The 23509-nt window shown below is 76.3% G+C and carries 24 protein-coding genes, 3 tRNA genes and 1 riboswitch; of the genes, 6 read left to right on the top strand and 21 right to left on the bottom strand.

The genetic code is table 11. From position 1 onward, the window contains the following. Positions 1-23: 23 nt before the first annotated feature. Complete coding sequence (locus MN205_RS10015; RefSeq protein WP_242126794.1) at positions 24-944, top strand: hypothetical protein; 921 nt, start codon at positions 24-26, stop codon at positions 942-944. Further along, on the top strand, positions 941-1333 hold the full coding sequence (locus tag MN205_RS10020; RefSeq protein ID WP_242126796.1) for a GntR family transcriptional regulator: 393 nt from the start codon (positions 941-943) through the stop codon (positions 1331-1333). Before MN205_RS10015 ends, MN205_RS10020 begins: the two co-directional genes overlap by 4 nt. On the opposite strand, the gene MN205_RS10025 is transcribed toward MN205_RS10020, so the two are convergent. From MN205_RS10025 to MN205_RS10060, 8 genes are all read right to left on the bottom strand, one after another. Beyond that, positions 1299-2399 (bottom strand): UDP-N-acetylmuramate dehydrogenase, encoded by a 1101-nt coding sequence (locus MN205_RS10025; RefSeq protein WP_242126798.1) that lies wholly within the window; start codon positions 2397-2399, stop codon positions 1299-1301. The genes MN205_RS10020 and MN205_RS10025 overlap by 35 nt on opposite strands. Continuing rightward, positions 2396-3613: an MFS transporter gene (locus MN205_RS10030; RefSeq protein WP_242126800.1), complete on the bottom strand. Its 1218-nt coding sequence runs from the start codon at positions 3611-3613 to the stop codon at positions 2396-2398. The genes MN205_RS10025 and MN205_RS10030 overlap by 4 nt, the downstream gene beginning before the upstream one ends. Beyond that, complete coding sequence (locus MN205_RS10035) at positions 3610-4044, bottom strand: MaoC/PaaZ C-terminal domain-containing protein (RefSeq protein WP_242126802.1); 435 nt, start codon at positions 4042-4044, stop codon at positions 3610-3612. Before MN205_RS10035 ends, MN205_RS10030 begins: the two co-directional genes overlap by 4 nt. Beyond that, entirely contained in the window at positions 4041-4502 is a 462-nt protein-coding gene (locus MN205_RS10040) for a MaoC family dehydratase N-terminal domain-containing protein (protein WP_242126803.1), read from the bottom strand. Before MN205_RS10040 ends, MN205_RS10035 begins: the two co-directional genes overlap by 4 nt. Before the next feature lie 19 nt (positions 4503-4521). Further along, positions 4522-4689, bottom strand: coding sequence for a 50S ribosomal protein L33 (gene rpmG / locus MN205_RS10045; protein ID WP_012085006.1), 168 nt, complete (start codon positions 4687-4689; stop codon positions 4522-4524). A gap of 153 nt (positions 4690-4842) precedes the next feature. Then, positions 4843-4915 (bottom strand) — tRNA-Met (locus MN205_RS10050). A 33-nt stretch (positions 4916-4948) separates the two neighbouring features. Next, positions 4949-5020 (bottom strand) — tRNA-Thr (locus MN205_RS10055). 84 nt (positions 5021-5104) lie between these two features. Continuing rightward, positions 5105-5186 (bottom strand) — tRNA-Tyr (locus MN205_RS10060). Positions 5187-5282: 96 nt separating this feature from the next. On the opposite strand from MN205_RS10060, the gene MN205_RS10065 reads away from it, so the two are divergent. Together MN205_RS10065 and MN205_RS10070 are read left to right on the top strand one after the other, a co-directional pair. After that, a complete protein-coding gene (locus tag MN205_RS10065; protein ID WP_242126805.1) occupies positions 5283-5774 on the top strand; it encodes a YajQ family cyclic di-GMP-binding protein in 492 nt (163 codons plus the stop codon). Positions 5775-5784: 10 nt separating this feature from the next. Then, positions 5785-6771, top strand: a complete 987-nt coding sequence (locus MN205_RS10070) for a S9 family peptidase (RefSeq protein ID WP_242126807.1) — start codon at positions 5785-5787, stop codon at positions 6769-6771. A 20-nt stretch (positions 6772-6791) separates the two neighbouring features. On the opposite strand, the gene htpX is transcribed toward MN205_RS10070, so the two are convergent. From htpX to MN205_RS10100, 6 genes are all read right to left on the bottom strand, one after another. Then, the gene (gene htpX, locus MN205_RS10075; protein ID WP_242126809.1) at positions 6792-7679 is read right to left on the bottom strand and encodes a zinc metalloprotease HtpX; all 888 of its coding nucleotides are present in this window, start codon (positions 7677-7679) and stop codon (positions 6792-6794) included. Positions 7680-7761: 82 nt separating this feature from the next. Further along, positions 7762-9156, bottom strand: coding sequence for an LLM class flavin-dependent oxidoreductase (locus MN205_RS10080; RefSeq protein ID WP_242126811.1), 1395 nt, complete (start codon positions 9154-9156; stop codon positions 7762-7764). After that, on the bottom strand, positions 9153-10505 hold the full coding sequence (locus MN205_RS10085; protein ID WP_242126812.1) for an MFS transporter: 1353 nt from the start codon (positions 10503-10505) through the stop codon (positions 9153-9155). Before MN205_RS10085 ends, MN205_RS10080 begins: the two co-directional genes overlap by 4 nt. A 5-nt stretch (positions 10506-10510) precedes the next feature. Continuing rightward, positions 10511-10599, bottom strand: a riboswitch (SAM riboswitch). Between the two features lie 46 nt (positions 10600-10645). Continuing rightward, positions 10646-11617, bottom strand: a complete 972-nt coding sequence (locus MN205_RS10090; RefSeq protein WP_242126814.1) for an electron transfer flavoprotein subunit alpha/FixB family protein — start codon at positions 11615-11617, stop codon at positions 10646-10648. After that, on the bottom strand, positions 11614-12423 hold the full coding sequence (locus MN205_RS10095; protein WP_242126816.1) for an electron transfer flavoprotein subunit beta/FixA family protein: 810 nt from the start codon (positions 12421-12423) through the stop codon (positions 11614-11616). Before MN205_RS10095 ends, MN205_RS10090 begins: the two co-directional genes overlap by 4 nt. A 1-nt stretch (position 12424) precedes the next feature. Next, positions 12425-13831 carry an FAD-dependent oxidoreductase gene (locus tag MN205_RS10100; protein WP_242126818.1) on the bottom strand — a complete coding sequence of 469 codons (1407 nt, stop codon included), beginning with the start codon at positions 13829-13831 and terminating at the stop codon, positions 12425-12427. 94 nt (positions 13832-13925) lie between these two features. On the opposite strand from MN205_RS10100, the gene rarD reads away from it, so the two are divergent. Then, positions 13926-14912, top strand: a complete 987-nt coding sequence (gene rarD / locus MN205_RS10105; RefSeq protein WP_242126820.1) for an EamA family transporter RarD — start codon at positions 13926-13928, stop codon at positions 14910-14912. A 27-nt stretch (positions 14913-14939) separates the two neighbouring features. Here the strand turns inward: rarD and MN205_RS10110 are convergent, their stop codons facing one another. From MN205_RS10110 to menD, 5 genes are all read right to left on the bottom strand, one after another. Then, positions 14940-15971, bottom strand: coding sequence for a polyprenyl synthetase family protein (locus MN205_RS10110; protein WP_242126822.1), 1032 nt, complete (start codon positions 15969-15971; stop codon positions 14940-14942). 24 nt (positions 15972-15995) lie between these two features. Then, positions 15996-17321 (bottom strand): geranylgeranyl reductase family protein, encoded by a 1326-nt coding sequence (locus MN205_RS10115; RefSeq protein WP_242126824.1) that lies wholly within the window; start codon positions 17319-17321, stop codon positions 15996-15998. A 65-nt stretch (positions 17322-17386) separates the two neighbouring features. Then, on the bottom strand, positions 17387-18100 hold the full coding sequence (locus tag MN205_RS10120) for a demethylmenaquinone methyltransferase (protein ID WP_242126827.1): 714 nt from the start codon (positions 18098-18100) through the stop codon (positions 17387-17389). A gap of 62 nt (positions 18101-18162) precedes the next feature. Continuing rightward, positions 18163-19209 carry an acyltransferase family protein gene (locus MN205_RS10125; protein WP_242126829.1) on the bottom strand — a complete coding sequence of 349 codons (1047 nt, stop codon included), beginning with the start codon at positions 19207-19209 and terminating at the stop codon, positions 18163-18165. 115 nt (positions 19210-19324) lie between these two features. Then, positions 19325-21031 carry a 2-succinyl-5-enolpyruvyl-6-hydroxy-3-cyclohexene-1-carboxylic-acid synthase gene (menD, locus tag MN205_RS10130; RefSeq protein WP_242126831.1) on the bottom strand — a complete coding sequence of 569 codons (1707 nt, stop codon included), beginning with the start codon at positions 21029-21031 and terminating at the stop codon, positions 19325-19327. Between the two features lie 63 nt (positions 21032-21094). Here menD and MN205_RS10135 point away from each other — a divergent pair, with 63 nt between their 5' ends. After that, a complete protein-coding gene (locus MN205_RS10135) occupies positions 21095-21526 on the top strand; it encodes a hotdog fold thioesterase (protein ID WP_242126833.1) in 432 nt (143 codons plus the stop codon). On the opposite strand, the gene MN205_RS10140 is transcribed toward MN205_RS10135, so the two are convergent. Together MN205_RS10140 and MN205_RS10145 are read right to left on the bottom strand one after the other, a co-directional pair. Beyond that, a complete protein-coding gene (locus tag MN205_RS10140; protein WP_242126835.1) occupies positions 21492-22523 on the bottom strand; it encodes an o-succinylbenzoate synthase in 1032 nt (343 codons plus the stop codon). The genes MN205_RS10135 and MN205_RS10140 overlap by 35 nt on opposite strands. 74 nt (positions 22524-22597) lie before the next feature. Next, on the bottom strand, positions 22598-23461 hold the full coding sequence (locus tag MN205_RS10145) for a hypothetical protein (protein WP_242126837.1): 864 nt from the start codon (positions 23459-23461) through the stop codon (positions 22598-22600). Positions 23462-23509 lie beyond the last annotated feature (48 nt).

Here is a 23509-nt window from a genome sequence, read left to right on the forward strand (position 1 = left end):
GTCAATCGGTCAGTGGAGGTGCCGTGCACGCGGTTCTGGTCGTGGTGGGGCCGTTGCTGCTGAGCCTGGCGCTCGCGGGTGGGGCCGCCGCCCTCGCGGCGCACCGCCGGGTGCCTGCCGCCTCGCTCCCCCTGCCCGTGGCCGGCGCCCGCCGAAGGGGCGAGGTGTGGACGGGGCTGGCCGCGCTGGCGGGTGCCGGCACCGCCGCCGCGTGCCTGGCCGGCGCCTGGCAGTCGCGCGAGGAACGCCTCGTCGTGGTCCTGCCCCTGGCCGGAGCCACCGCCTACGCACTGGTGGCCCTGCTGGCGGAGGCGACGTGGCCGCGCCCGGCGACCCGGGTGCGCAGCGCGCGGCTGCTGGTGCGCTCGGTGCGCGAGGGCGCCTCCCCCGGGCTGCTGCGCTGCGCCGCCGCGGGTGGCGCGCTGCTCGCCGCGGTGTGCCTGCTCGGCGCCGTCCTCGGCGCCGAGGACGGGCGCTCGGTGGAGTGGTCCTCCCCCGACGGCCTGGCGACCTGGAGCGCGGCCACCTTCCCCGGCGTGGCGCTCACCGCCCCGATCGCGGCCCTGGGGCTGCTCACCGCCGTGGCCACCGCCGCCGTGCTGCACCTCGTGCCGGTCCGGCCGTCGGTCCCGGCGGCCGACGACGCCACCGACGCCGCGCTGCGCCGGGTGGCCGCCCACCGGGTGCTGCGCACCTCCACCGCCGCCGCGGTGCTGACGCTGGGGGGGCTGCTCCTGCTGGCCGGGACCTCGGGTGGCGGCCTCGGCGGCGACTACCAGGTCGCGGCGGGCACCTGGCGCTCCTCGGCGCCGCCCCGGGGGTGGCGGGCACTGGCGGGGGTGGCGCTGTGGAGCTCGCCGGCGGTCGCGCTCGCCGGGCTCGTCACGCTCTTCTGGCCGGCGCCCGGGCTGCGGCGGCGGCGCACGACGGCGGTCGTCGCGTGAGCGGGCTGCGCGTCGTCGTGGACACCGCCTCCCCCGTCCCCGCCTACGAGCAGCTGCGCCGCCAGGTCGCCACGCTCGTCACCACGGGTGCGCTGCGCACCGGTGACCGGCTGCCCGCGGCTCGGGCGCTGGCCGCGGACCTGGGCCTGGCGCTGGGCACCGTGCAGCGGGCCTACCGGGAGCTGGAGCTGTCCGGGCTGGTCGCCTCCCGCCGGCGCACCGGCACCGTCGTCACCGCGACGGCCGCGCCGGTGGCCGAGGAGGTCCGCTGGGCGGCGGAGGGGTACGTGGAGCGGGCGCTGCAGGCCGGGCTCGCCCAGGAGGAGGTGCTGGACCTCGTGCGCGACGCGCTGCTCAGAGCGAGCAGCCGACGAGCACCGGCTCGTTGACGATCCGCACCCCGAAGCGCTCGTGGACGCCCGCGGCCACCTCGCGCGCCAGGGTCAGCAGGTCCTCCGCGCGCGCCGGGCCGCGGTTGGTGAGCGCCAGCGCGTGCTTGGTGGACAGCGACGCCGGCCCCGGAGCGCCGTACCCCTTGCCGAAGCCGGCGCGCTCGATGAGCCACGCGGCGCTGGTCTTCACCAGCGGCTCGCCGTCGGCGCCGGTGCCGGCCGGGTAGCGGGGGGCGTCCTCGGGCAGGACGGCGGCCTCCTCCCGCGTGAGCACCGGGTTGGTGAAGAACGACCCGGCGCTCCAGGTGTCGTGGTCGTCCAGGTGCGCCTCGTCCCACACCATGCCCTTGCCTTCGCGCAGCGCGAGCACGGCGGCGCGCACGTCCGTCATCGACACCCGGTCGCCGACCTCGACGCCGAGGCGACGGGCCAGCTCCGCGTACCCGATCGGTGCGGAGCGGTCGGTGAAGCGGAACTGGAACGTCACGTCCAGCACGACGTAGCGGCTCTCCGGGTGCTCGCCGTTCAGCGCCACCCGCTCGGTCTTCAGCCGGGAGGTGCGGTACCCGAAGCGCAGGTCGGCGCCCGCGAAGGTGCGCTGGCGGCCGGCCACGCGGTCGAAGGTGCGCACGGTGGCGATGGTCTGCGAGACGTCCTGCCCGTAGGCGCCGACGTTCTGCACCGGGGTGGCACCCACCGTGCCGGGGATCCCGGACAGCGCCTCCACGCCCGACCAGCCGTTCGCGACCGCGCGGGCCACCAGCGCGTCCCAGCGCTCCCCCGCCGCGGCGGTGACGACGGCCCCGCCGCAGGCGTCCTCGGAGCCCAGCCGCACACCGGTGGTGGCCACGTGCACGACGGTGCCGTCGAAGCCGGCGTCCGAGACCAGCAGGTTGGAGCCGCCCCCGACGAGCAGCAGCGGCTCGCCCCCGGCGTCGGCCTCGCGCACCGCCTCGACCAGCTCGTCCTCGGTGTGGGCCACGACGACGCGGCGGGCGGGACCACCCACGCGCAGGGAGGTCAAGGGGGCGATGAGCGGGCCGGTGGTGGCGGACGTGGTCACGAGCTGCTCCCGGGGCGGACGACGGCGGGCGGACGGGCGACGCCGGAGAGCACCAGGGCGATCGCCGAGGCGACGGCTGCGGCGAGCAGGGCGTCGAGGATGCCGATCCGCTCGGAGAGCAGGCCGAGCAGGGGCGGGCCGGCGAGGAAGGCGGCGTACCCCACGGAGGAGACCACGCTGACGCGGGCGGCGGCGCCAGCCTCGTCGTCGGCGGCGGCGCTCATGCCGAGCGGGAAGCCGAGAGCCGTGCCCACCCCCCACAGCGCCGCACCGGCCACGGCCAGCGGCACCGAGGGGGCGAGGGCGAACACCAGCACGCCGGCGACGGCCAGGGCGGCGCAGCCGCGCAGCGCCACCACCCGGCCGGTCCGCTCCAGCACCACCGGGCCCAGCAGGCGGCCGAGGGTCATGAACACGACGAAGGCGGCGAAGCCGGTGACGCCCACCTCGTGGCTGGTGCCGTGGCCGTCGACCATCCCCACGGCCAGCCAGTCGTTGGCGGTGCCCTCCACGAACGCCATGCACAGCACCATCAGACCCAGCAGGAGGGTGCGGGGCTCGCGCCAGGCGTCGCGCAGCGCGAGGCCGCGGGGGGCGTGCGCACCGGGCTCGGGAGCGACGGGCGTCGCGAGGAAGGCCCGCACCGCCAGCAGCGTCCCGGCCAGCGCCAGCACCGCCGCACCACCCAGGTGCGCCCAGGTGGGCACCTCCGCGGCCAGCAGCAGCACGGCGAGCCCGGCGGCCAGCACCGTGCCCAGGCTGTACCCGGCGTGGAAGCGGGACATGATCGAGCGGTCGAGGCGGCGCTCGACGGCGGCGCCCTCGACGTTCATCGCCACGTCCCAGGCAGCGGTGCCGGCGCCCTGGGCGACCAGGCCCGCCGCGACGACCGCGGCGCTGCCGAGGGCGTCGACCCCCACGGCGACGGCGGACATGCCCACCGCGACGGCCAGCGCGCCCGCGGCCACGGTGCGCACCCGCCCGATGCGCATGACGACGGCCCCGGCCAGCGGCATCGCCCCGACCGAGCCGATCGACAGGGCCAGCAGCAGGAAGCCCAACTGCTGGTCGCTCAGGCCGAGGTCCTCGCGCACCGAGGGGATGCGGGCGATCCAGCTGGCGAAGGCGAAGCCGTTGAGGATGAAGGCCGCGTAGACGGCGGTGCGGGCGCGCAGCGCGGCTCGGTCGCCCGCCGCCGGAGCGGCGAGGCTCACGGCAGGCGGACGACGGCGCGCGCGCGGCCGAGGACCTTGGTGCCGGCGCTGGTGACCGCGAGGTCCACGGTGGCGGTGCGACGCTGCTCGTCGACGGCGGCGACGGTGCCGGCGACCTCGACGACGGCACCGCCCTCGGCGGGCACGGCGACGGGCGCGGTGAACTTGGTGGCGTACTCGACGACGGCGGCGGGGTCGCCGGCCCAGTCGGCGGCGGTCTGCCCGGCCAGGCCCATGGTGAGCATCCCGTGGGCGATGACGTCGGGCAGCCCGACGGAGCGCGCGACGGTCTCGTCGAGGTGGATGGGGTTGCGGTCGCCGGAGGCCTCGGCGTAGGCGCGCAGGTCCGCGCGGGTCACCTCGTGGCGCGCGGTGGGCAACGCGTCACCGACGCGGACGTCCTCGAAGCGGACGCTGCTGACGGTGCTCACTGCTCCTCCGGGGCGCGCACGACGAGGGTGGAGACGGCGGTGCACACCGGCGTGCCGTCCGCCAGCCGCAGCTCGGTGCGGGTGGTGACCATGGCGTTGCCGCGCACGACGCGCACGCGGTCCACGTGCAGCTCCGCGGTCAGCTCGTCACCGGCCACGACGGGGCGGTGGTGGGTGAACGACTGCTCGCCGTGCACCACGCGCGAGTAGTCGATGCCGGCCGCGGGGTCGGTGATGAACTGGGCGTCGGCCCGCTGCGCCAGGGTGACGGCGAAGGTGGGCGGCGCCACGACGTCCGCGTGGCCCAGGGCCTGCGCGGCGGCGGTGTCGTGGTGGGCCGGGTGGACCGCCCGCACGGCCCGGGCGAAGGCCCGGACCGCGTCGGCGGTCACGGCGGTGGCCCCGGAGGCGGGGTAGACCCGCCCCTGGAAGGACTCGTCGACGGTGACGGACGTCACTGCGGCGAACGGGCCCGGGTCAGCGGGTCTCGCGGTGCGTGGTCTTCTTGCCGCAGCGCGGGCAGAACTTCGCCAGGTCGAGCCGGTCGGGGTCGTTGCGCCGGTTCTTCTTGGTGATGTAGTTCCGCTCCTTGCACTCGGTGCAAGCCATGGTGATCTTGGGGCGGACGTCGGTGGTCTTGGCCACGGCGGGTTGCCTCTTCCTGAACTGGGGTCCTGCGGGCGACTTCAGCGCCGCGATCTCGCCCCCCAGGGTACGCGATCCGAGCGCCCGGACCACCACGCAGGACGAGCGGCCGCCCCGGCGGGGCGGCCGCTCGTCACGGCGTTGCGGTGTCCGTAGCGGAGGCCGGACTTGAACCGACGACACAGCGATTATGAGCCGCTTGCTCTACCAACTGAGCTACTCCGCCGCACGCCCGCCGGCGGACCGGCCGAACGCTGAGAGCCCCGATCGAGGATTGAACTCGAGACCTCTTCCTTACCAAGGAAGTGCTCTACCACTGAGCTATCGGGGCACTGCTCGCCGCTCGCACGGCGTGAGGTTCACCCTACACGCCGCGACCCGAGCCCGTTGCCGGGCCCGGGTCGCGCTCGCGACGTGGCGGGTGATGGATTCGAACCAACGAAGGCAATGCCGGCGGATTTACAATCCGCTCCCTTTGGCCGCTCGGGCAACCCGCCAGTGCGCCTGGATGACCAGGTGCGAGTGAGAGGATAGCAAGGTCTGGCGGCCGGGACGAACCGGCCGCGCGAACCGCTCCGGAGGGAACAGCACACGTGGCCAGCGAGTCCTCGTTCGACGTCGTCAGCAAGGTCGACCGCCAGGAGGTGGACAACGCGCTGAACCAGGCGGCCAAGGAGATCTCCCAGCGCTACGACTTCAAGGGCACCGACGCCTCGGTGCGCTGGAGCGGCGAGACGATCCTCATGGTCGCCAACTCCGAGGACCGCGTGAACGCCGTGCTGGACGTCCTGCAGACCAAGCTCATCAAGCGCGGGGTGTCGCTGAAGGCGCTGGACACCTCCGAGCCCACCCCCTCGGGCAAGGAGCACCGGATCACGGCCACCCTCAAGGAGGGCCTGGAGCAGGACGTCGCCAAGAAGATCGGCAAGATCGTGCGCGACAGCGGCCTGAAGAACGTCAAGACCCAGATCACCGGCGACGAGATGCGCGTCAGCTCCAAGAGCCGCGACGACCTGCAGGAGGTCATCGCCCTGCTCAAGGGCGCCGACCTCGACGTGGCGCTGCAGTTCGTCAACTACCGCTGACCCGGTCGCCGTGAGCACCACCGCGCCGCGGCACCCCGGGCGCCGGTCCCTGCTGGGGGCGGCCGGGGCCCTCGCGCTCGCCGGGTGCTCCGGCGTCCCCGGTCCGGAGCCCGTGACGAGCCCGGACGGCGAGCCGCCCAGCACCCCGGGGGCCACTCCCACGGCCGGCGCCACCGCCGCGGCGACGACCACGGCCACCGCGCTGCCGTTCGTGCCGGCCGGGCTGGACACGGCCCAGCGCACCGAGCACCGCTACGGCGACCACGCGCGGCAGGTCGCCGACCTCTGGCTGCCCGTCGGCACCCGCCGCGACGCCCTCGTCGTGCTCGTGCACGGCGGCGGGTGGGGAGCCGCCGTCGACCGGCGCGACGTCAACGCCACCGTGGCCGACCTCGTCGGGCGCGGCTGGCCGGTGCTCAACACCGACTACCGCGGCGTCGGGGACGGCGGCGGCTGGCCGGGCACGTTCACCGACGTGGCCACCGCCGTGGACACGGCCGCCGACGTCGCGGCCGAGCAGGACCTGCCGGCCGGGCGGGTCCTCGTGCTCGGCCACTCCGCCGGGGCGCACCTGGCGGTCTGGGCGGCCGCCCGGCACCGGCTGCCCGCCGGGGCTCCCGGTGCGGGCCCGCGCGTCGTGCCCGCGGCCGCCTGCTCCACGTCCGGCGCCCTGCACCCCACGACGCTCGGCGTGGAGGGTGGGGACCCGAACTGCACGGCGGTGTTCGGCGGCACGCCCGCCGAGGTCGACGACCGCTACGCGGTGGGCGACCCGACCCGTCTGGTGGCGCTGGGGATGCCCCTGCTCGTCGTGCACGGCACGGCCGACGGGACCGTGCCGGTGAGCCAGTCGCAGGAGTTCGCCGACGCAGCGGCGGCCGCCGGCGACGAGGTGCGCCTGGAGCTGCCCGAGGGCGTCGGGCACCTGGACCCGCTCGCGGTGGACGGCGTGGTGTGGCCGCTGGTGCGCGGCTGGGTCGAGTCCGTCCTCGGCTGAGCGCCGGCCGGCTCCCCGCGTCAGCGGCGGTAGCCGGCCATCGCCTCCAGCCGGGCGATGCGCTCGGCCATCGGCGGGTGGGTGGAGAACAACCGGCTGAAGCCCTGCCCCCGGAACGGGTTGGCGATCATCATGTGGCTGGAGTTGACGAGCTCGCGCTCCGGCGGCAGCGGCAGCTGCCGGGTGCCCAGCTCCAGCTTGCGCAACGCCGAGGCCAGGGCCAGCGGGTCGCCGGTCAGGCGCGCGCCGTCCTCGTCGGCGTCGTACTCGCGGGTGCGGGAGATGGCGAGCTGGATGACGGTGGCGGCCAGCGGCGCCACCAGCGACAGCGCCAGCACGGCGATCGGGTTGGTGCGCCCCTCGCCGTCCCGCCCGCCTGCGGCCCCGAAGAACGCGCCGAACTGCGCGAACTGGGCGACGGACGTGATGACGCCCGCCAGCGCCCCCGCCACCGAGGAGGTGAGGATGTCTCGGTTGTACACGTGCTGCAGCTCGTGCCCCAGCACACCGCGCAGCTCCCGCTCGTCCAGCAGCTGCAGGATGCCCTCGGTGCAGCACACCGCGGCGTTCCCGGGGTTGCGGCCGGTGGCGAACGCGTTGGGCGCCATCGTCGGGGACACGTACAGCCGCGGCATCGGCTGGTGGGCCCGGGTGGACAGCTCCCGCACGATCCGGTGCATCGCCGGCTGCTCGGCCTCCGAGATCGGCCGGGCGCGCATGGCGCGCAGGGCGAGCTTGTCGGAGTTCCAGTAGCCGTAGGCGGAGGTGGCCACCCCCAGCACCGCGAAGACCAGCAGCAGCAGCGGCGCGCGGAACGCCGACGCGAGGAGCCCGCCGATCAGGAGCAGGACCGCCCAGATCGCCCCGAAGAGGACCGCGGTCTTCAGGCCGTTGTGGTGACGGTGCATCGGGCGCTCTCGTCCTCCCTGGTACGGGTCCAGCCAGGGGTGCAACGCGCCGCGCCGCGCGGTCGTTCCGCGCGCCGTCGCCTCAGGCGCGGGTCGTGGTGCCCGCGACCGGGCGGCGGTGCGCCGCGCCGGGGTGGGACGCGGCCAGCCGCGCCCCCTCGCCCGAGCCGAGCCGCTCGCGCAGCGTGGTGCCCGGCGCGACCGGCGGCGCGGTGCGCCCCCGGCGGGCCAGCTCCGGCACCAGGTGGTCCACGACGTCGGCGAACGTGCCGGGCATCGTCGCGTACATGAGGTTGAAGCCGTCGACGCCCGAGACCTCCGCGAACTCCTCCAGGGCGTCGGCCACGGTGGCCGGCGAGCCCGCCAGCACCGGACCGCGTCCGCCGACGGCCACGAAGCGGGCCAGGTCGTCCACCGTCCAGGTGCGGTCCGGGTCGCTGGTGAACGACGACAGCGCCGAGCGGTTCGCGTCGGTGGTGACGTGCTGCAGCGGCTCCCCCGGCGCCAGGCCGGCCAGGTCCACGCCCGTCCAGCCCCCGAACAGCGCCAGCGCGCCGTCCCTGCTGGCGTGCGCCCGGTAGTCGGCGAGCAGCGCGGTCGCCTCCGCGTCGGAGGGGCGCACCACGGCGGTCAGCCCCGCGTAGACGGTGACCGAGCGCGGGTCGCGCCCGGCGCGCTCCACCCGCTCGCGCAGGGAGTCGACGGTGCGGCGGACGTGCTTCGCGGTGGGGCCGATGACGAAGACGCACTCGGCGTGCCGGGCGGCGAACTCCTGCCCGCGCGGCGAGGAGCCCGCCTGGAAGACCACGGGGGTGCGCTGCGGGGACGGCTCGCACAGGAACGCGCCGGGCACGTCGAACCAGCGGCCGTGGTGGCCGATGTCGTGGACCTTCGCCGGGTCGGCGTACACCCCGCGCTCGGCGTCGCGCACGACGGCGGAGTCCTCCCAGGACCCCTCCCAGAGCTTGTAGCAGACCTCGAGGTACTCCTCGGCGACGTCGTAGCGCTCGTCGTGCGGCACCTGCCGGTCGAAGCCGAGGTTGCGGGCCGCGGAGTCGAGGTAGCCGGTGACGACGTTCCAGGCGACGCGGCCGCCGGTGAGGTGGTCCAGCGTGGTCAGGCGGCGGGCCAGGGCGTACGGCTGCTCGTACGTGGTCGTCACCGTCAGCCCGAACCCGAGCTGCTCGGTGACCGCGGCCATGGCCGAGACCGCCATGAGCGGGTCGTTGACGGGCACCTGGGCGGCCGCGCGCACGGCGGCGTCGCGCGAGCCGCCGTGCACGTCGTACACGCCGAGGACGTCGGCGAGGAACAGGGCGTCGAAGCCCCCGCGCTCCAGCAGCCGCGCCAGGTCCGTCCAGTACCGCAGGGTGCGGTACTCGGCGCTGCGGTCCTCCGGGCGCGCCCACAACCCGGCGGCCTGGTGACCCACGCAGGCCATGGCGAAGGCGTTCAGGCGCAGCGGTGCGGTGCTCACGGGACGACGGTCTCCAGGTTCTTCGAAGTGGTGGTGTCCAGGGGCCGGTGGGCCGTCTCCGGGGCCGCGGCGGCGCAGGCGGCGGTGAGCAGCGCCAGTGCGCTGACGAAGCCGGCGACCAGCCACGGCGCGCCGTCGGCCAGGGCCAGCAGCGAGGCCGCGATGAGGGGGGTCAGCCCGCCGCCGAGCACCGCGCCGATCGAGTAGCCCAGCGAGGCGCCGCTGTAGCGGGTGCGCGCGGGGAACTGCTCGGCGAAGAACGCCCCCTGCGCGCCGTACATGCTGTCGTGCCCGAGGTTCACGGCGACGACGAGCGCGCCGACGATCAGCACGGTGGAACCGGTGTCGAGCAGCAGGAACGCCGGCCCGGTGAACACCGCGGTGAGCAGCGCCCCGAACAGGTACACGGGCCTGCGGCCGAAGCGGTCCGAGGCCAGTCCCCACAGCGGGGTGGTGGCCAGGCTCAGCACGGAGACGACCAGGACGGCGAGCAGGCCCACGTCGGCGCCGTCGGCGCGCACCTGCTCGGTGAGGTAGCTCAGGGCGAAGACGGTGTAGAGGACGTACCCGCCGATCTGGCCCAGACGCATGCCGCTGGTCAGGAGCACCCCGCGGGCGTCCTCGCGCAGCACGTCGGCGACCGGGCGGCGGGCGACGGCACCGGCGCGGCGCAGGTCCGAGAACACCGGCGAGTCGGTCACCTTCAGCCGGATGACCAGACCGACCACGACGAGCACTGCGCTGGCCAGGAACGGCACCCGCCAGCCCCAGGAGAGGAACTGCTCGGGGGTGGTGAGGGTGCGGGTCAGCCAGAAGCCCCCGCTGGCCAGGACCATGCCCGCGGCCGAGCCCATCTGCGGCACGGCGCCGAACAACCCCCTGCGCCGCTCGGGGGCGTGCTCCACCGCCAGCAGCACGGCACCGCCCCACTCGCCGCCGGCGGAGAAGCCCTGCAGCAGGCGGGCGGTCACGAGCAGCACGGGCGCGGCGACCCCGATGGCCGCGTAGGTGGGCAGCAGACCGATGAGGGCCGTCGAGGCGCCCATGAGCAGCAGGGACGCCACCAGGACCTTCTTGCGCCCCAGGCGGTCCCCCAGGTGACCGGCGACCGCACCACCCAGTGGGCGCGCGATGAAACCCACCGCGTACGTGGCGAACGCCGCGATGACGCCGACGGCACCGCCGACCTGCGGGAAGAACAGCGGGGCGAACACCAGCGCGGCGGCCGTGCCGTAGAGGTAGTAGTCGTACCACTCGATCGTGGTGCCGACGAAGCTGCCGAGCGCCGCGCGCCGCCGCAGGACGCGGCGGTCGACGGCGGCGGGGACGACGACACGGGCAGTGCTCACCAGGACTCCCATCGGTCCTGGCGGAAGCACCTTCCCCGAGGGGTGGTTGCTGCGGCGTCGTCGAGCCAGGTCTCTCGGCCGCTCTGGATGGTCGTCCGGGAACCTAGGGCACGCGTTCGCCCGCGCGCAAACCGGGGGTTTCAGCCGCGGCGGCGGCGGATCTGCTCGCTGAGGGCGGGCAGGACCTCGTTGAGATCGCCCACGACCCCGTAGTCGGCGAACTCGAAGATCGGTGCGTCGGGGTCGCTGTTCACCGCCACGACGGTCACCGAGGCCGCCATGCCGCCCCGGTGGTGCACCGCGCCGGACACGCCGGCACCGACGTACAGCCGCGGACTGATCGTCACGCCCGTCTGCCCCACCTGGGCCTCGTGCCCGATCCAGCCCTCGTCGGTGGCGACGCGGGTGGCGCCCACGGCCCCGCCGAGCACGTCGGCCAGCTCCTCCACGGCGGTGAAGTCGCCCTCCACGCCGCGGCCGCCGACGACGACGACCTCCGCCTCGGCCAGCGCGGGGCGGTCCGAGGTGGGCCGGGGCTCGCGGGAGTGGACGGTGACCGCGCGCGCGGCCGCCGAGGCCTCGACGCGGTGCTCGACCACCTCGGCCGGGGCGGGCTGCGCCAGCGGCGCGGCCTGCACGGAGTTCGGGGCGAGCGCCACCACGCCGAACGGGCCGGTGACGGCGCAGCGCGTCGTCCAGGTCCCCGCCAGGACCGTCTTGGTGGCCACGGAGCGGCCGTCGGCGTCGCGCTCCAGGCCACCGGCGCCGGTGACGACCCCGGCGCCGGTGCGCACGGCGAGGCGGGCGGCGACCTCCTTGCCCTCGAACGTGGAGGCCACCAGCAGCAGCGGGGCGTCCACCTCGGCGCGCACCGCCTCCAGCGCGTCCACGACGGAGGCGGTCAGGCGGTCGTCGGCGCCGTCGACGAGCACGTGGTGCAGCGCGTGGCCGCCGTGCGCGCCGACCTGAGCGCGCACCTCCTCGGCCGGGTCGGCCCCGACCCACACGGCGTGGACCCGCGCGTCCGGCAGGTCGCGCGCCAGGGTCAGGAGTTCCAGGGCCGTGGGGCGCAGCCGCCCGTCGCCGTGGTCGAGCAGGACGAGGACGTTCACGCGAAACCCTTCTGCGCCAGGTAGTCCACGAGGGCGGGCACCGTCTCCGCACCGCCGGTCACCAGCACGCGGCCGGCCCGCTCAGGGGTCGGCACGGCCTCGACGACCCGGGCCGCCGACCCGCCGAGGCCCACGGTGGCGGGGTCCACGCCGAGGTCGGCGAGGGCCAGCACCTCCACCGGCTTCTTGCGGGCGGCGAGGATGCCCTTGAAGTCGGGGAACCGGGCGCGGAACGCCTGGTCGGTGACCGACAGCACGGCCGGGGCGGGGGCGCTGAGCTCCTCCACGTCGGTGGAGGTCTCGCGGCGCACCCGCACGGTGCCGTCCTCGACGGTGATCCGGTCGGCGAGGGTGAGCTGCGGCCAGTCCAGCAGGGCCGCCAGGGCCGCCGGCACCAGGGAGGTCAGCCCGTCCAGGCCCGCCATGCCCGCCACGACCGCGTCCACCGGCCGCTCGGCGTGCACGTGGCGCACGGCCGCGGCCAGCACGCGGGCGGTGGCGATCGCGTCGGAGCCGGCGACCGCGTCGTCGCGCACGTGCACCGCGCTGGTGGCGCCCATCGCCAGGCCGCGGCGCAGGGCCTCCACGGCCGCGGCGGGCCCGACGGTGAGGGCGACGACCTCGTGCGGCTCGGCTCCCTCGGCGACCGGGTGCGCCTCGACCAGGCGCAGCGCGGCCTCCAGGGCGTCCTCGTCGAGCTCGTTGAGGGTGTCGTCCTCGCCGCCGCGGGCCAGCAGCCCGTCCTCGCGGAAGGAGCGGGCCGACTGGATGTCGGGGACGTGCTTGACGCAGACGACGACGCGCACCTCAGGCCTCCCGGTGGGCGGCGGCCTCGGCCAGCACCTGGCGCGAGTACCGGATCATGTCCTCGCGGGAGACGACCTTGACGCGCTCGCGCCCGTGGGGCCGGCCCAGTTCCCGCTCGTAGGCGTCCAGGACCTCCCAGTCGTTCCAGGTGAGGACCTCCACGCCCTTGGCGGTCAGGGCGTCGACCACCGCCTGCGGGTCCGGCTCGGCGGCGCGCTCGAAGCCCGCCGCGTCGGAGACGAGGTGGCGGACCGTCTCGGAGGCGTCGGACTTGGTGTGCCCGATCAGGCCGACGGGCCCGCGCTTGATCCAGCCGGTGCAGTACACGCCGCTCAGGTGCTCGCCCTCCGGGCTCAGCACGCGGCCCTCGTGGTTGGAGATGACGCCCTTGAGCTGGTCGAACGGCACGCCCGGCAGCGGGGAGCCGAAGTAGCCGACCGCCCGGTACACGGCCTGCACGTCCCAGGTGTGCACGTCGCCGGTGCCCTCGACCGTGCCGTCGCCCTTCAGGCGGGTGCGCTCGGTGCGCAGCGCGCTGACGTGGCCGTCGGTGCCGACGATCTCCACCGGCGCGTGCAGGAAGTGCAGGTGGATGCGCCGGGAGGCGGTGCCGTCGCCCTCCTTCAGCGTCCAGTCCGTCAGCGTCTTGACGACCTGCTTCGTCTGGTTCGACTTGTCGATGGCGGCCATCGAGCCCTCGTCGAACTCGAAGTCCTCCGGGTCGACGATGACGTCGACGTCGGGCACGTGCCCCAGCTCGCGAAGCTCCAGCGAGGAGAACTTCGCCTGCGCCGGCCCGCGGCGGGCGAAGACGTGCACGTCGGTGACCTTCGACGCCTTCAGGCCCTGGTAGACGTTGTCCGGGATCTCCGTGGGCAGCAGGTCGTCGGCGTGCTTGGCCAGCATCCGGGCCACGTCGAGGGCGACGTTGCCGGCGCCCAGGACGGCGACGCTGGAGGCCTGCAGCGGCCACTCGCGCGGGTAGTCCGGGTGCCCGTCGTACCAGGAGACGAAGTCGGCGGCGCCGAAGCTCTCCGGCAGGTCGACGCCCGGGATCGCCATCGGCGCGTCCTCGATGGAGCCGGTGGAGAACACCACGGCGTCGTAGTGGCGCCGGACGTCCTCCAGCGTCAGGTCCGTGCCGAAGTCCACGTTGGTCAGCAGGCGGATGTCGCCGCGGCCCAGGACCTTCTCCAGGGCGACCACGATCTGCTTGATGCGCGGGTGGTCCGGCGCGACGCCGTAGCGCACGAGGCCGAACGGCGCGGGCAGGCGCTCGATCAGGTCGATGCTCACGCCGTCGAAGCCCGTCGCGGACAGGTCGGCCCTGGAGAGGATGTCCGAGGCGTAGATGCCTGCCGGCCCGGCTCCGACGACGGCCACGCGCAGCGGACGCTGGGTGCTCACGGGATCTGGTGTCCTTCGTCTCGACGTCGGCGGTCGACTGCGCAGGCAAGCCTAATGCGTCCGCGGACGCCCCCGGACGGGCACCATGCGCGGTGTGGAGGAACCCCGCCCGACCGCCCCCGCCGCACCCGGCCCGCACCGGACCCCCGGCCCGCCCGGCGCCGGGGCCGCCCCGCCCGGCGGGCTCCTCGCCGGCGCCGGCGCCTACGTGCTGTGGGGGTTGTTCCCGTTCTACTTCCACGTCCTGCTGCCCACCGGCGCGCTGGAGCTGCTGGCGCAGCGGGTCGTGTGGTCCCTGGCGCTGTCGGTGCTGCTGCTGACGGCGCTGCGCCGCTGGCCGGCCGTGCTGCGGGTGCTGCGCACCCCCGCGCAGCTGCGGCTGCTGGCCGTGGCGGCCGTGGCCATCGCCGTCAACTGGGGCGTGTACGGCCTGGCCGTCACCAGCGGGAACGTGCTGGAGGCGTCCCTGGGGTACTTCGTCAACCCCCTGGTGACGGTGCTGCTGGGCGTGCTCGTGCTGCGCGAGCGGTTGCGGCGCACGCAGTGGGCCGCGGTCGCCGTGGGCACCGCCGCGGTCGTGGTCATCACCGCCGACCTAGGGCGGCTGCCGTGGATGGCGCTGGCGCTGGCGGCCTCCTTCGGCACCTACGGGCTGCTGAAGAACCGCCTGGCCCGCTCCGGCACCGGGGTGGACCCGCTGACGGGGCTGACCGTGGAGACGGGCGTGCTGGTGCTGCCCGCCCTCGCCACCCTGACCTGGATCGGGACGACGGGCCGCTCCACGTTCACCGCCGGAGGCACCGACCACGCGGTGCTCACCGTGCTGTCCGGACCCGCGACGCTGGCACCGCTGCTGCTGTTCGCGCTGGCCGCCGGGCGGGTGCCGCTGACCACGATCGGGCTGCTGCAGTACACCACCCCCGTGCTGCAGTTCGCCGCCGCGCTGGTGCTGGGCGAGACGATGCCCGCCTCCCGGTGGGTGGGCTTCGCGCTGGTGTGGGCGGCGCTGGCGCTGCTGACCGCGGACGCGCTGCGCGCCCAGCGGCGGCGTCGGCCGGCGCTCCCGCGCCCGCGCGCCTGACGGCCCGGCGGCCGCGCGGGCGCGGCGTCAGCCGACGCGGTCGGCGACCGTGCCCGCGTACGTCTCCAGCGCCCGGCGCGCCGCGCGGTCCGGCAGGTCCACCAGGTGGGTGGTGGCGCGCTCGGCCCACTCCCGGGCCGTGTCCCGCGCCGCGCGCGTCACCGGGTGCGCGCGCAGCGCCTCCACGGCCTCCGCCAGCACGTCGTCGTCGCCCAGGCGGCCGGAGTCCAGCAGCGCCACCAGCCGCACCGCCTCCGCGTCGCCCCCGGCGGCGGCGCGGCGCGCCAGCAGCACCGGCAGCGTCGGCACCCCCTCGCGCAGGTCGGTGCCGGGGCGCTTGCCGGAGTCGCCCACGTCGCTGGTCAGGTCCAGCACGTCGTCGGCGAGCTGGAACGCCACGCCCACGTCCTCGCCGTAGGCGACCATCGCCCGCACCACCTCCGGGTCGGCGCCGGCGAACTGGGCGCCGAAGCGCCCCGCGGTGGCGATCAGGGAGGCCGTCTTGTCGCTGAGCACGTCCAGGTAGTGGGCCACCGCGTCCTGGTCCGGGCGCGGGCCGACCGTCTCGTGCAACTGCCCCAGGCACAGGCGCTCGAAGGTCTGCGCCTGCACCCGCACCGCCTCCGGGCCCAGGCCCGCCACCACGTTGGAGGCGCGCGCGAACAGCAGGTCGCCGGTGAGGATGGCCACGTTGTTGCCCCACACGTGCTGCGCCGCGGGGGCGCCGCGCCGCGTGGGGGCGGAGTCCATCACGTCGTCGTGGTACAGCGAGGCCAGGTGCGTCAGCTCCACCACCACCGCGGCGTCCACCACCTCCGGGCGGGAGGGGTCGCCGAAGTGGGAGCCCAGCAGCGTCAGCATCGGCCGCACCCGCTTGCCGCCGGCCTGCACCAGGTGCCGCGAGGCCGCGTCCGCCAGGGGGTCGACGTTGCCGACCGCCTCGCGCAGCCGCTCCTCGACGACCTCCAGCCCCTCGCGCAGCGAGGACTCCAGCGCCGGGTCGGCCGTCGGCAGGCCGGTGGCCGCGCTCGTCCTGGTACCGGTCACGTCGCTCCTCACGCGTCGCTCCTCACGCGTCGCTCCTCACGCCGCGGGCGCCAGTCGCTGCAGCGCCACGACCACGCGGTCGGTGGCGTCCTTCGACGCCGGGTCGGCGAGGTTCGCCAGCAGCTTGACCACCAGCTTCATCAGGCCCGGCCGCGGCAGCCCGAAGCGGGTGGCGACGCGCATGACCTCCGGGTGACCGATGAGGGAGACGAACACGCGTCCCAGCGTGTAGTACCCGCCCAGCTCCCCGCGAACCGCGGCGGGGTAGCCGTGCAGGGCGCGCTCGCGGGCCCGGGCGTCCGGCGCGCCCAGCGCGCCGTCCACGACCTCCGCGGCCAGTCGCGCGGACTGCATCGCGTAGGCGATGCCCTCCCCGTTGAACGGGTTGACCATGCCGCCGGCGTCCCCGACGAGCAGCAGGCCGCGCGTGTAGTGCGGGGTGCGGTTGAACGCCATCGGCAGCGCCGCCCCGCGCACCTCCCCCACCTGGTGCTCCGGGTCGAAGCGCCACTCCGGCGGCATCGAGGACAGCCACCGGCGCAGCAGGTCGCGGTAGTCCACGTCGCCGGAGCCGGCGTCGGCCTTCAGCACGCCCAGGCCGACGTTGCTGGTGCCGTCGCCCACCCCGAACACCCAGCCGTACCCGGGCAGCAGCTCGTGCGGGCGCGCGCCCGGCTCGCGCAGCTCCAGCCAGCTCTCCAGCCAGTCGTCGTCGTGGCGGGGGCTGCGGAAGTAGGTGCGCACCGCCACGCCCAGGGGGCGGTCGTCGCGCCGGTGCAGGCCCATCGACAGCGCCAGGCGGCTGCCCACGCCGTCGGCGGCCACCACGACGGGGGCGCGCAGGACGCGCTCCTCGCCGGCCCGGCGCCCCTTCTCGTCCACCGGCCGCGCCCGCACGCCCACGACGTGACCGGTGCGCTCGTCCACGACGGGACCGGTCACCGAGGTGCGCTCCAGGACGGTGGCGCCGCCGGCGCGGGCGTGCTCCGCCAGCGCCTGGTCGAAGCGGGAACGGGTGTGCACCAGCCCGTAGGAGGGGAAGTCGCTGATCTCCGGCCACGGCACCTGCAGGCGCACGCCACCGCCGAGCAGGCGCAGGCCCCGGTTGCGCACCCAGCCGTCCGCGGCCGGCGTGGGCAGGCCCAGCAGCTCCACCTCGCGGCTGGCGCGGGGGGTCAGGCCGTCGCCGCAGACCTTCTCGCGGGGGAAGGCGCTCTTCTCCAGCACCAGCACGCGCCGGCCGGCGGTGGCCAGGTACCGCGCCAGGGTGGAGCCGGCGGGGCCGGCCCCGACGACGAGGACGTCGGCGTCGTCAGCCGTGCGCTGGGTGGCGCTGAGCGCGCCACCGGTCTCGACCGCCACCTGGTCCTCCGTCGTCCTCGCTCGTGAAAACCTTCACGAGCTCTGTCGAGTGTAGTTCGCGGCGCTCAGGCCGCCGACCGCACGGCCCGGTGCAGCGCGACGATCCCGGCGGACAGGTCCCGCCACCGCACGCCCTCCCAGCCGGCGGCCCCGATGCGCGCGGCCAGGGACCGCTGGTCCGGCCAGGCGTCGATGGACTCCATGAGGTAGCCGTAGGCCTCGCCGTGGGAGCTGACCAGCCGCGCCACCCGCGGCAGGCCGTGGTGCAGGTACGCGCCGTACGCCCGGCGCAGCAGCGGGTTCGGCGGTGTGGAGAACTCGCACACCACCAGCCGCCCGCCCGGGCGCACCACCCGCGCCATCTCGCGCAGGGCGCGGTCCACGTCCACGACGTTGCGCAGCCCGAAGGAGATCGTCACCGCGTCGAAGACGCCGTCGGCGAACGGCAGCCGCGTCGCGTCGCCCGCCGTGAACGGCAGGTCCGGTCGGCGCAGCTTGCCGGTGCGCACCATCCCCCGGGAGAAGTCGCACGGCACCACCCGCACCCCGCGGTCGGCGAACGGCTCGCTGGAGGTGCCGGTGCCGGCCGCGAGGTCCAGCACCCGCTCCCCCGGCCGGGCGTCCACCGCGTGCACCACCGCGCGCCGCCACAGCCGGTCCTGCCCGGCGGAGAGCACGTCGTTGGTGACGTCGTAGCGGTCCGCGACGTCGTCGAACATCGCGGACACCTGCCGGGGGCGCTTCGTCAGGTCGGCCAGCTCACGCCCCGGTGTCGTCACGGGACCATCCTCTCAGGCGGCCGGCGACGCCCCGCGCGTCGGTGAGGCGCCGGCGGCCGGCCTCAGCGGCCGGAGGGCACCAGCGCGTCCGGCGGCGCCAGCAGCCCCGGCACCCGCGCCAGCACCCGGCGCACCGCCACCCCCGCCAGCACGACCAGGACCGTCACGGCCACCGGCAGCAGCAGCCGCACCGCCCGGGGCAGGGTCTCGGGCACGAGCAGCTCCAGCGCCGTGGTGAGCAGCGCGATGAACAGCACGTGCGTGAGGTAGACCGGCAGCGTGGCGCGCCCCAGGGCGCGCAGCGGGGTGCGCGGCCAGCGCCGCACCAGCAGCGCGCACGCCGCCGAGGCCCCCAGCACCCCCAGGGCGCCGCGCAGCAGCGGCAGCCCCGGCACCAGGTGCAGGTCCAGCAGCGAGACCGCCGCCGCCAGCAGCGTGAACGTCACCAGCAGCAGCGCGGTGCCGAGCACCCCGACGCCCTCCACCACCCGCGGCAGCACCCGCCGGCCGTGGGCGCCCGCGAGGAAGAAGACGAGGTAGGCGGCCATGTTGTCCCACGCCCAGCTGCCCGTCGCGGTCAGCCCCGCGCTCGTGGTGACGGACAGCACCGCGGCCGCGGCCAGCTGCGCCGGGGGCGGCACGGGCCGCAGCAGGCGGGCCACCACCGCGAAGACGGCGAGCGCGTACAGATACCAGAGCTCCGTGTGCGGGCGCACCAGCGCCAGCGCGAACTCCGCCGGCCCGGCGGGCTGGCCGGCCTCCACCCACACCCCGGCCGTGAAGAACGCCGTGGTCAGCAGCAGCCACAGCACGAACAGCCACGCGGAGGGCACCACGCGCCGGCGCAGCACCTCGCGCCAGGGCCGCGACGCCACGGAGGCGGCGAGCAGGCCGGAGACGGTGAAGAACAGCGGCATCCGCACGCCGGTCAGGAGCTTGTTGAGGTCCCGCCACAGCGGGCTGCCGTGCCCGGCCTCCCCGAGGAAGATCGTGGCGTGGGTCAGCACGACGAGGGCGATGGCCAGCCCCTTCGCGGCGTCGGCCCAGGCGACGCGGGGTCCCTGCGCCGCGCGTCCGGCACCGCTGACGGCGTCGGTGGTGGTGGTCATCGCGGTCCCCCGGTCGTGGGTCGTGGTGACGCGCCGCGGCGGCACCGGGCGATCCTGCCGTGACGTGAGGGTAGGGAGGGTGGGCCACCCCCACAACCCCGCGGACCGGTACCGCTCAGCCCGCGGCGACCGCCGCCCGCACCGCGTCGGCGACGCGGCGGGCCCGCGCGGCGACCTCGCCGCGCGGCACCCGCAGCTCCAGCACGCGCACCCCCGACGGTGGCGCGGCGATCGCAGCGGCCGCCGCGGCGGGGGTGGCGGGCCGTTCGTGCGGCACCCCCCACGCGGCGCACAGCGCGGCGACGTCCACCCCGTGCGGGGTCGCCACGACCCGTTCGAAGGTGCTGCGCGGCACCGAGGAGGCGTGCTCGAGGGTCTCGAAGATGCCGCCGCCGTCGTCGTTGACGAGCACGACCGTCAGGTCCGGGCGCGCCTCCCCCGGCACCGGCAGCAGCGCGTTCGCGTCGTGCAGGAACGCCAGGTCGCCCACCAGCAGGCGCACGCCGCCGCCGCGGGCCAGCGCCACCCCGCACGCGGTGGCGAGGGTGCCGTCGATGCCGGCCAGGCCGCGGTTGGACACCGCCGGCACCCCGGCGGGGCGGGAGGCCAGGTCCGCGTCGCGCACCGGGTTGCTGGCGGCGACCACGAACGCCGAGCCGTCCGCCGCGCACGCCGCCACCGCCTCGCGCGCCGCCCACGGGCCGCTGAGGACGCCGCCGGCGGCCTCGGAGTCCAGCACCGCGTCCACGGCCTCGGCGGCCAGCTCGCCCGCGCGCGCCCAGCGGGCGGCGAACTCCACCTCCCGCTCCCCCGCGGGACCCGCCGCGGTCGCCGCCGGGAGCACCCGCGCGGCGCGGAACCCCGCGTCCGGCCACGTGCCGGCGGCGCTGACCACGACCAGCTCGACGTCGTCGCGGGCCAGCAGGCGGCTCACCGGCCGCGACAGGGTGGGGTGGCCGAAGACGACGACGCGCTCCGCGGCGTCCAGCGGGCCGTCCGCGTCGGCGGCGCCCAGGACCAGCCGGTACGGGCCCACCGCCCGCGGCCCGCCGCGCGCGCCGGAGCTGGGCTCGGCCAGCAGCGGCCAGCCGGCGTCCTCGGCGAGCGCGCGGGCGGCGGCACCCACCGACGCGTCGGGGGCGTCGCCGGCGAGGACGAGGGTGCGCGGGCCGCGCGGCAGCAGCACGGGCGCGGGGACGGGGGCCCGTTCCACCCGGGCCAGCCCGGCGTCCCCGGCCGGGGCGGTGCCCGGCGAGGGGGTCAGCGGGTCGGCGAAGGCGACGTTCACGTGCGCTGGGCCGGCTCCCTCCCCGCGCGAGCCGCGGGCCGCGGCGGCCGCGCGGGCCAGCGCCGAGCGCCACGCCGGCGCCTGGCGCTGCGGGTCGGCGGGGGCGGGCACGTCCGCGGAGAAGCGCACCGACGGCAGGAACAGCCGGGCCTGGGCGTCGGCGGTCTGGCTGGCGCCGGAGCCGCGCAGCTCGTGGGGGCGGTCCGCGGACAGCACCAGCAGCGGCACGCCGGCGTGGGAGGCCTCCAGCACGGCCGGGTGCAGGTTCGCCACGGCGGTGCCGGACGTGGTCACCACCGCCACGAGCGGGTCCTCGCCGCGGGTCAGGGCGCCGCGCGCCAGCCCCAGGGCGAGGAACCCGGCGCTGCGCTCGTCGACGCGCACGTGCAGCTCCAGCCGGCCCGCGTCGGCGGCCGCGGCGGCCGCGTACGCCAGGGGGGCGCTGCGCGAGCCGGGCGCCAGGACGAGGTGGCGCAGGCCCAGGGAGACCAGCGCGTCGACGAGGACCGTCGCGAGCGCGGTCGAGGGGTTCACCCCCCCATTGGACCCCGTGGCGGTCGGCTCCCCGCGCGGAGGGGCGTGTGGCAGCCTCCGGGTGTGAGCGAGTGCACCCGGTCCCTGCCGTCCCTGGAGGAGCTGCTGGCGGTCTTCCCCGCCGGCGGCCTGGTGGAGCGGATGGGCATCCAGTTCGTCGAGGCCGCCCCCGAGCGGCTGGTGGCGACGATGCCCGTGGAGGGCAACACGCAGGTCGCGGGCCTGCTGCACGGCGGGGCGTCGTGCGTGCTGGCCGAGACGCTGGGCTCGATCGGGGCGTTCCTGCACGTGTGGCCGGGCGGCCAGGCCCTGGGCACGGACATCAACGCCACCCACCACCGCGCGGTGTCCTCGGGGCGGGTGACGGGCACGGCGACGGCGATCGCGCTGGGCCGCACGCTGTGCAGCCACGAGGTCGTCGTCACCGACGAGTCGGGCCGGCGCGTGTGCACCGCGCGGATCACGAACCTGGTGCGACCGGCGCCGCACGGCTGAGGACGTCGTGGCAGGCCGCCAGCCGCTCGCGCCACCACGCCTCGCGGTCGGCGGGCGCGCGGTGGGCGGCGAGCAGGTCCTCCTCGGCGCGCGCCGGGCCCACCGGCAGGGTGCCCCCCACCGGCAGCAGGGGCTCGGCGGTGACGTCCGCGGCGAGCAGCGCCCCGGTGCCCAGCCCGCACGCGAACGGCAGCTCCGGCAGCGCCGCCGCCAGCGCCGCGCCGGCGGCCAGGCCCACGGAGGTGTCCAGGGCGCTGGAGACGACGACGGGCAGCCCGCAGGCCTGCGCGACGCGCAGCGCGGACCACGCTCCCGCCAGCGGGGCGACCTTGACGACGACGACGTCGGCGGCCTCCAGCCCAGCCACCCGCAGGGGGTCCTCCGCCTTGCGCACGCTCTCGTCGGCGGCCAGGAGCACGGGCGTGCCCGCGCGGGTCAGCCGGCGGCGCAGCTCGGCCATCTCCTCCAGGCTCGCGCAGGGCTGCTCGGCGTACTCCAGGCCCGCCTCGCCGAGGGCGGTGAGGGCGCGCTCGGCCGCGTCCACGTCCCAGCCGGCGTTGGCGTCGACCCGCACCCGCCCGCCCGGGCCGAGGACCTCGCGCACGGCGCGCACGCGGGCGAGGTCGTCGGCGAGGTCCTGGCCGCGCTCGGCGACCTTGACCTTCGCGGTGCGGCAGCCGGGGAAGCGCGCCAGGACCGCGGGCACGTCCCCGGCGGGCACGGCGGGCACGGTGGCGTTGACCTCGACGCGCTCGCGGACCGGCGCCGGGAACCCGGTCCAGGCGGCCTCCACGGCGGCGGCCAGCCAGCGCGCGGACTCGGCGGGCCCGTACTCGGTGAACGGGGCGAACTCCCCCCACCCGGCGGGCCCGCGCAGCAGCAGCGCCTCGCGCTCGGTGAGGCCGCGGAAGCGGGTGCGCAGCGGCAGCCGCACGACGCGCGCGGCCTCCAGCAGCTCGCCCAGCGGCGGCAGCGGCACCTCGGGTCCACCGATCACGCCCCCATCCTCCCCGCCCGGGGCGCCCCTGCGCGGCCGAGGGCCGCGCGGGCGCACCGCGGGCGGGGGTGGGCTCAGCGGGCGGCGGTGACGCGGCCGGCGTCCCCGGCCGGCGCGACCGGCAGCGTCACCGTCCGGCCGGTGCGCTGGCGCAGCGCCACGGCGGTGGCCCCCAGGAAGAGCACCGACCCCACCATCTCCAGCGCCTCCTCCACGCCGGCGACCGCGGCGTACGCCACGCTCTCGATGACGACACCGTGCGTCACCGTCTCCACGCCGCCGACGACGGTGGTGGTCACCGTCTCCACGCCCGCGCTGTCGAAGAACGGCGCGCTGAGCATCTCCACGCCGACGGCGCCCCCGCAGTACAGGGCCGCCGAGACGAGGAACGCCCAGCGGGTCGCCCGCGGCAGCGCCAGCAGGAACCGCAGGAACACCAGCCCGAACACGACCAGCAGCGGCACCGCGAGCACCACCCACGCGAAGGCCAGCACGCCGCTGAACCCGAACGCGGCCTTCAGCGGCGGGATGGTCTGCTCGTGGATCTCCGTCAGCTCGTCCAGGGACAGGTAGGCGAAGGCGATCGACAGCAACCGCCAGTGGCGGTGCCAGCGGTCGCCGGACGCCTTCGCCGCCGTGGCGGTCTGCCACAGGCGCTCGGCCGCCGCGAACAGCAGCAGGGTGGAGAACCACGCGGGGATCCCCATCTCGCGGTCCACGAAGAACCACCGCTCGAGGGTGTTCAGGCCGTCCACGTCGAGGTCGACGCCGTGCTTGAGGACCTGGCTGAGCAGGCTGACCGCGCTCAGGCCGGCGACGGCCAGCAGGAGGACGGGCGTCCAGCGACCGGGCAGCCGGACGGCGTCCCGGAACGTGCGCGGCGGGGCACCGCCGCCCTCGATCGAAGCTCGTTCACCTGTGGTTCCGCGTCCGTTCACGGACACAGGCTGACACCGGATCCGCGTGATCCACACCACTTCACCGCA

The sequence above is a fragment of the Kineococcus sp. TRM81007 genome, assembly GCF_022669155.1.
Taxonomy (GTDB): domain Bacteria; phylum Actinomycetota; class Actinomycetes; order Actinomycetales; family Kineococcaceae; genus Kineococcus.

Bases quoted from the DNA above. Each gene is read 5' to 3' on its own strand.
- htpX (WP_242126809.1), bottom strand. From the start codon at position 7,679: ATGCACCGTCACCACAACGGCCTGAAGACCGCGGTCCTCTTCGGGGCG.
- MN205_RS10125 (WP_242126829.1), bottom strand. From the start codon at position 19,209: ATGACCACCACCACCGACGCCGTCAGCGGTGCCGGACGCGCGGCGCAG.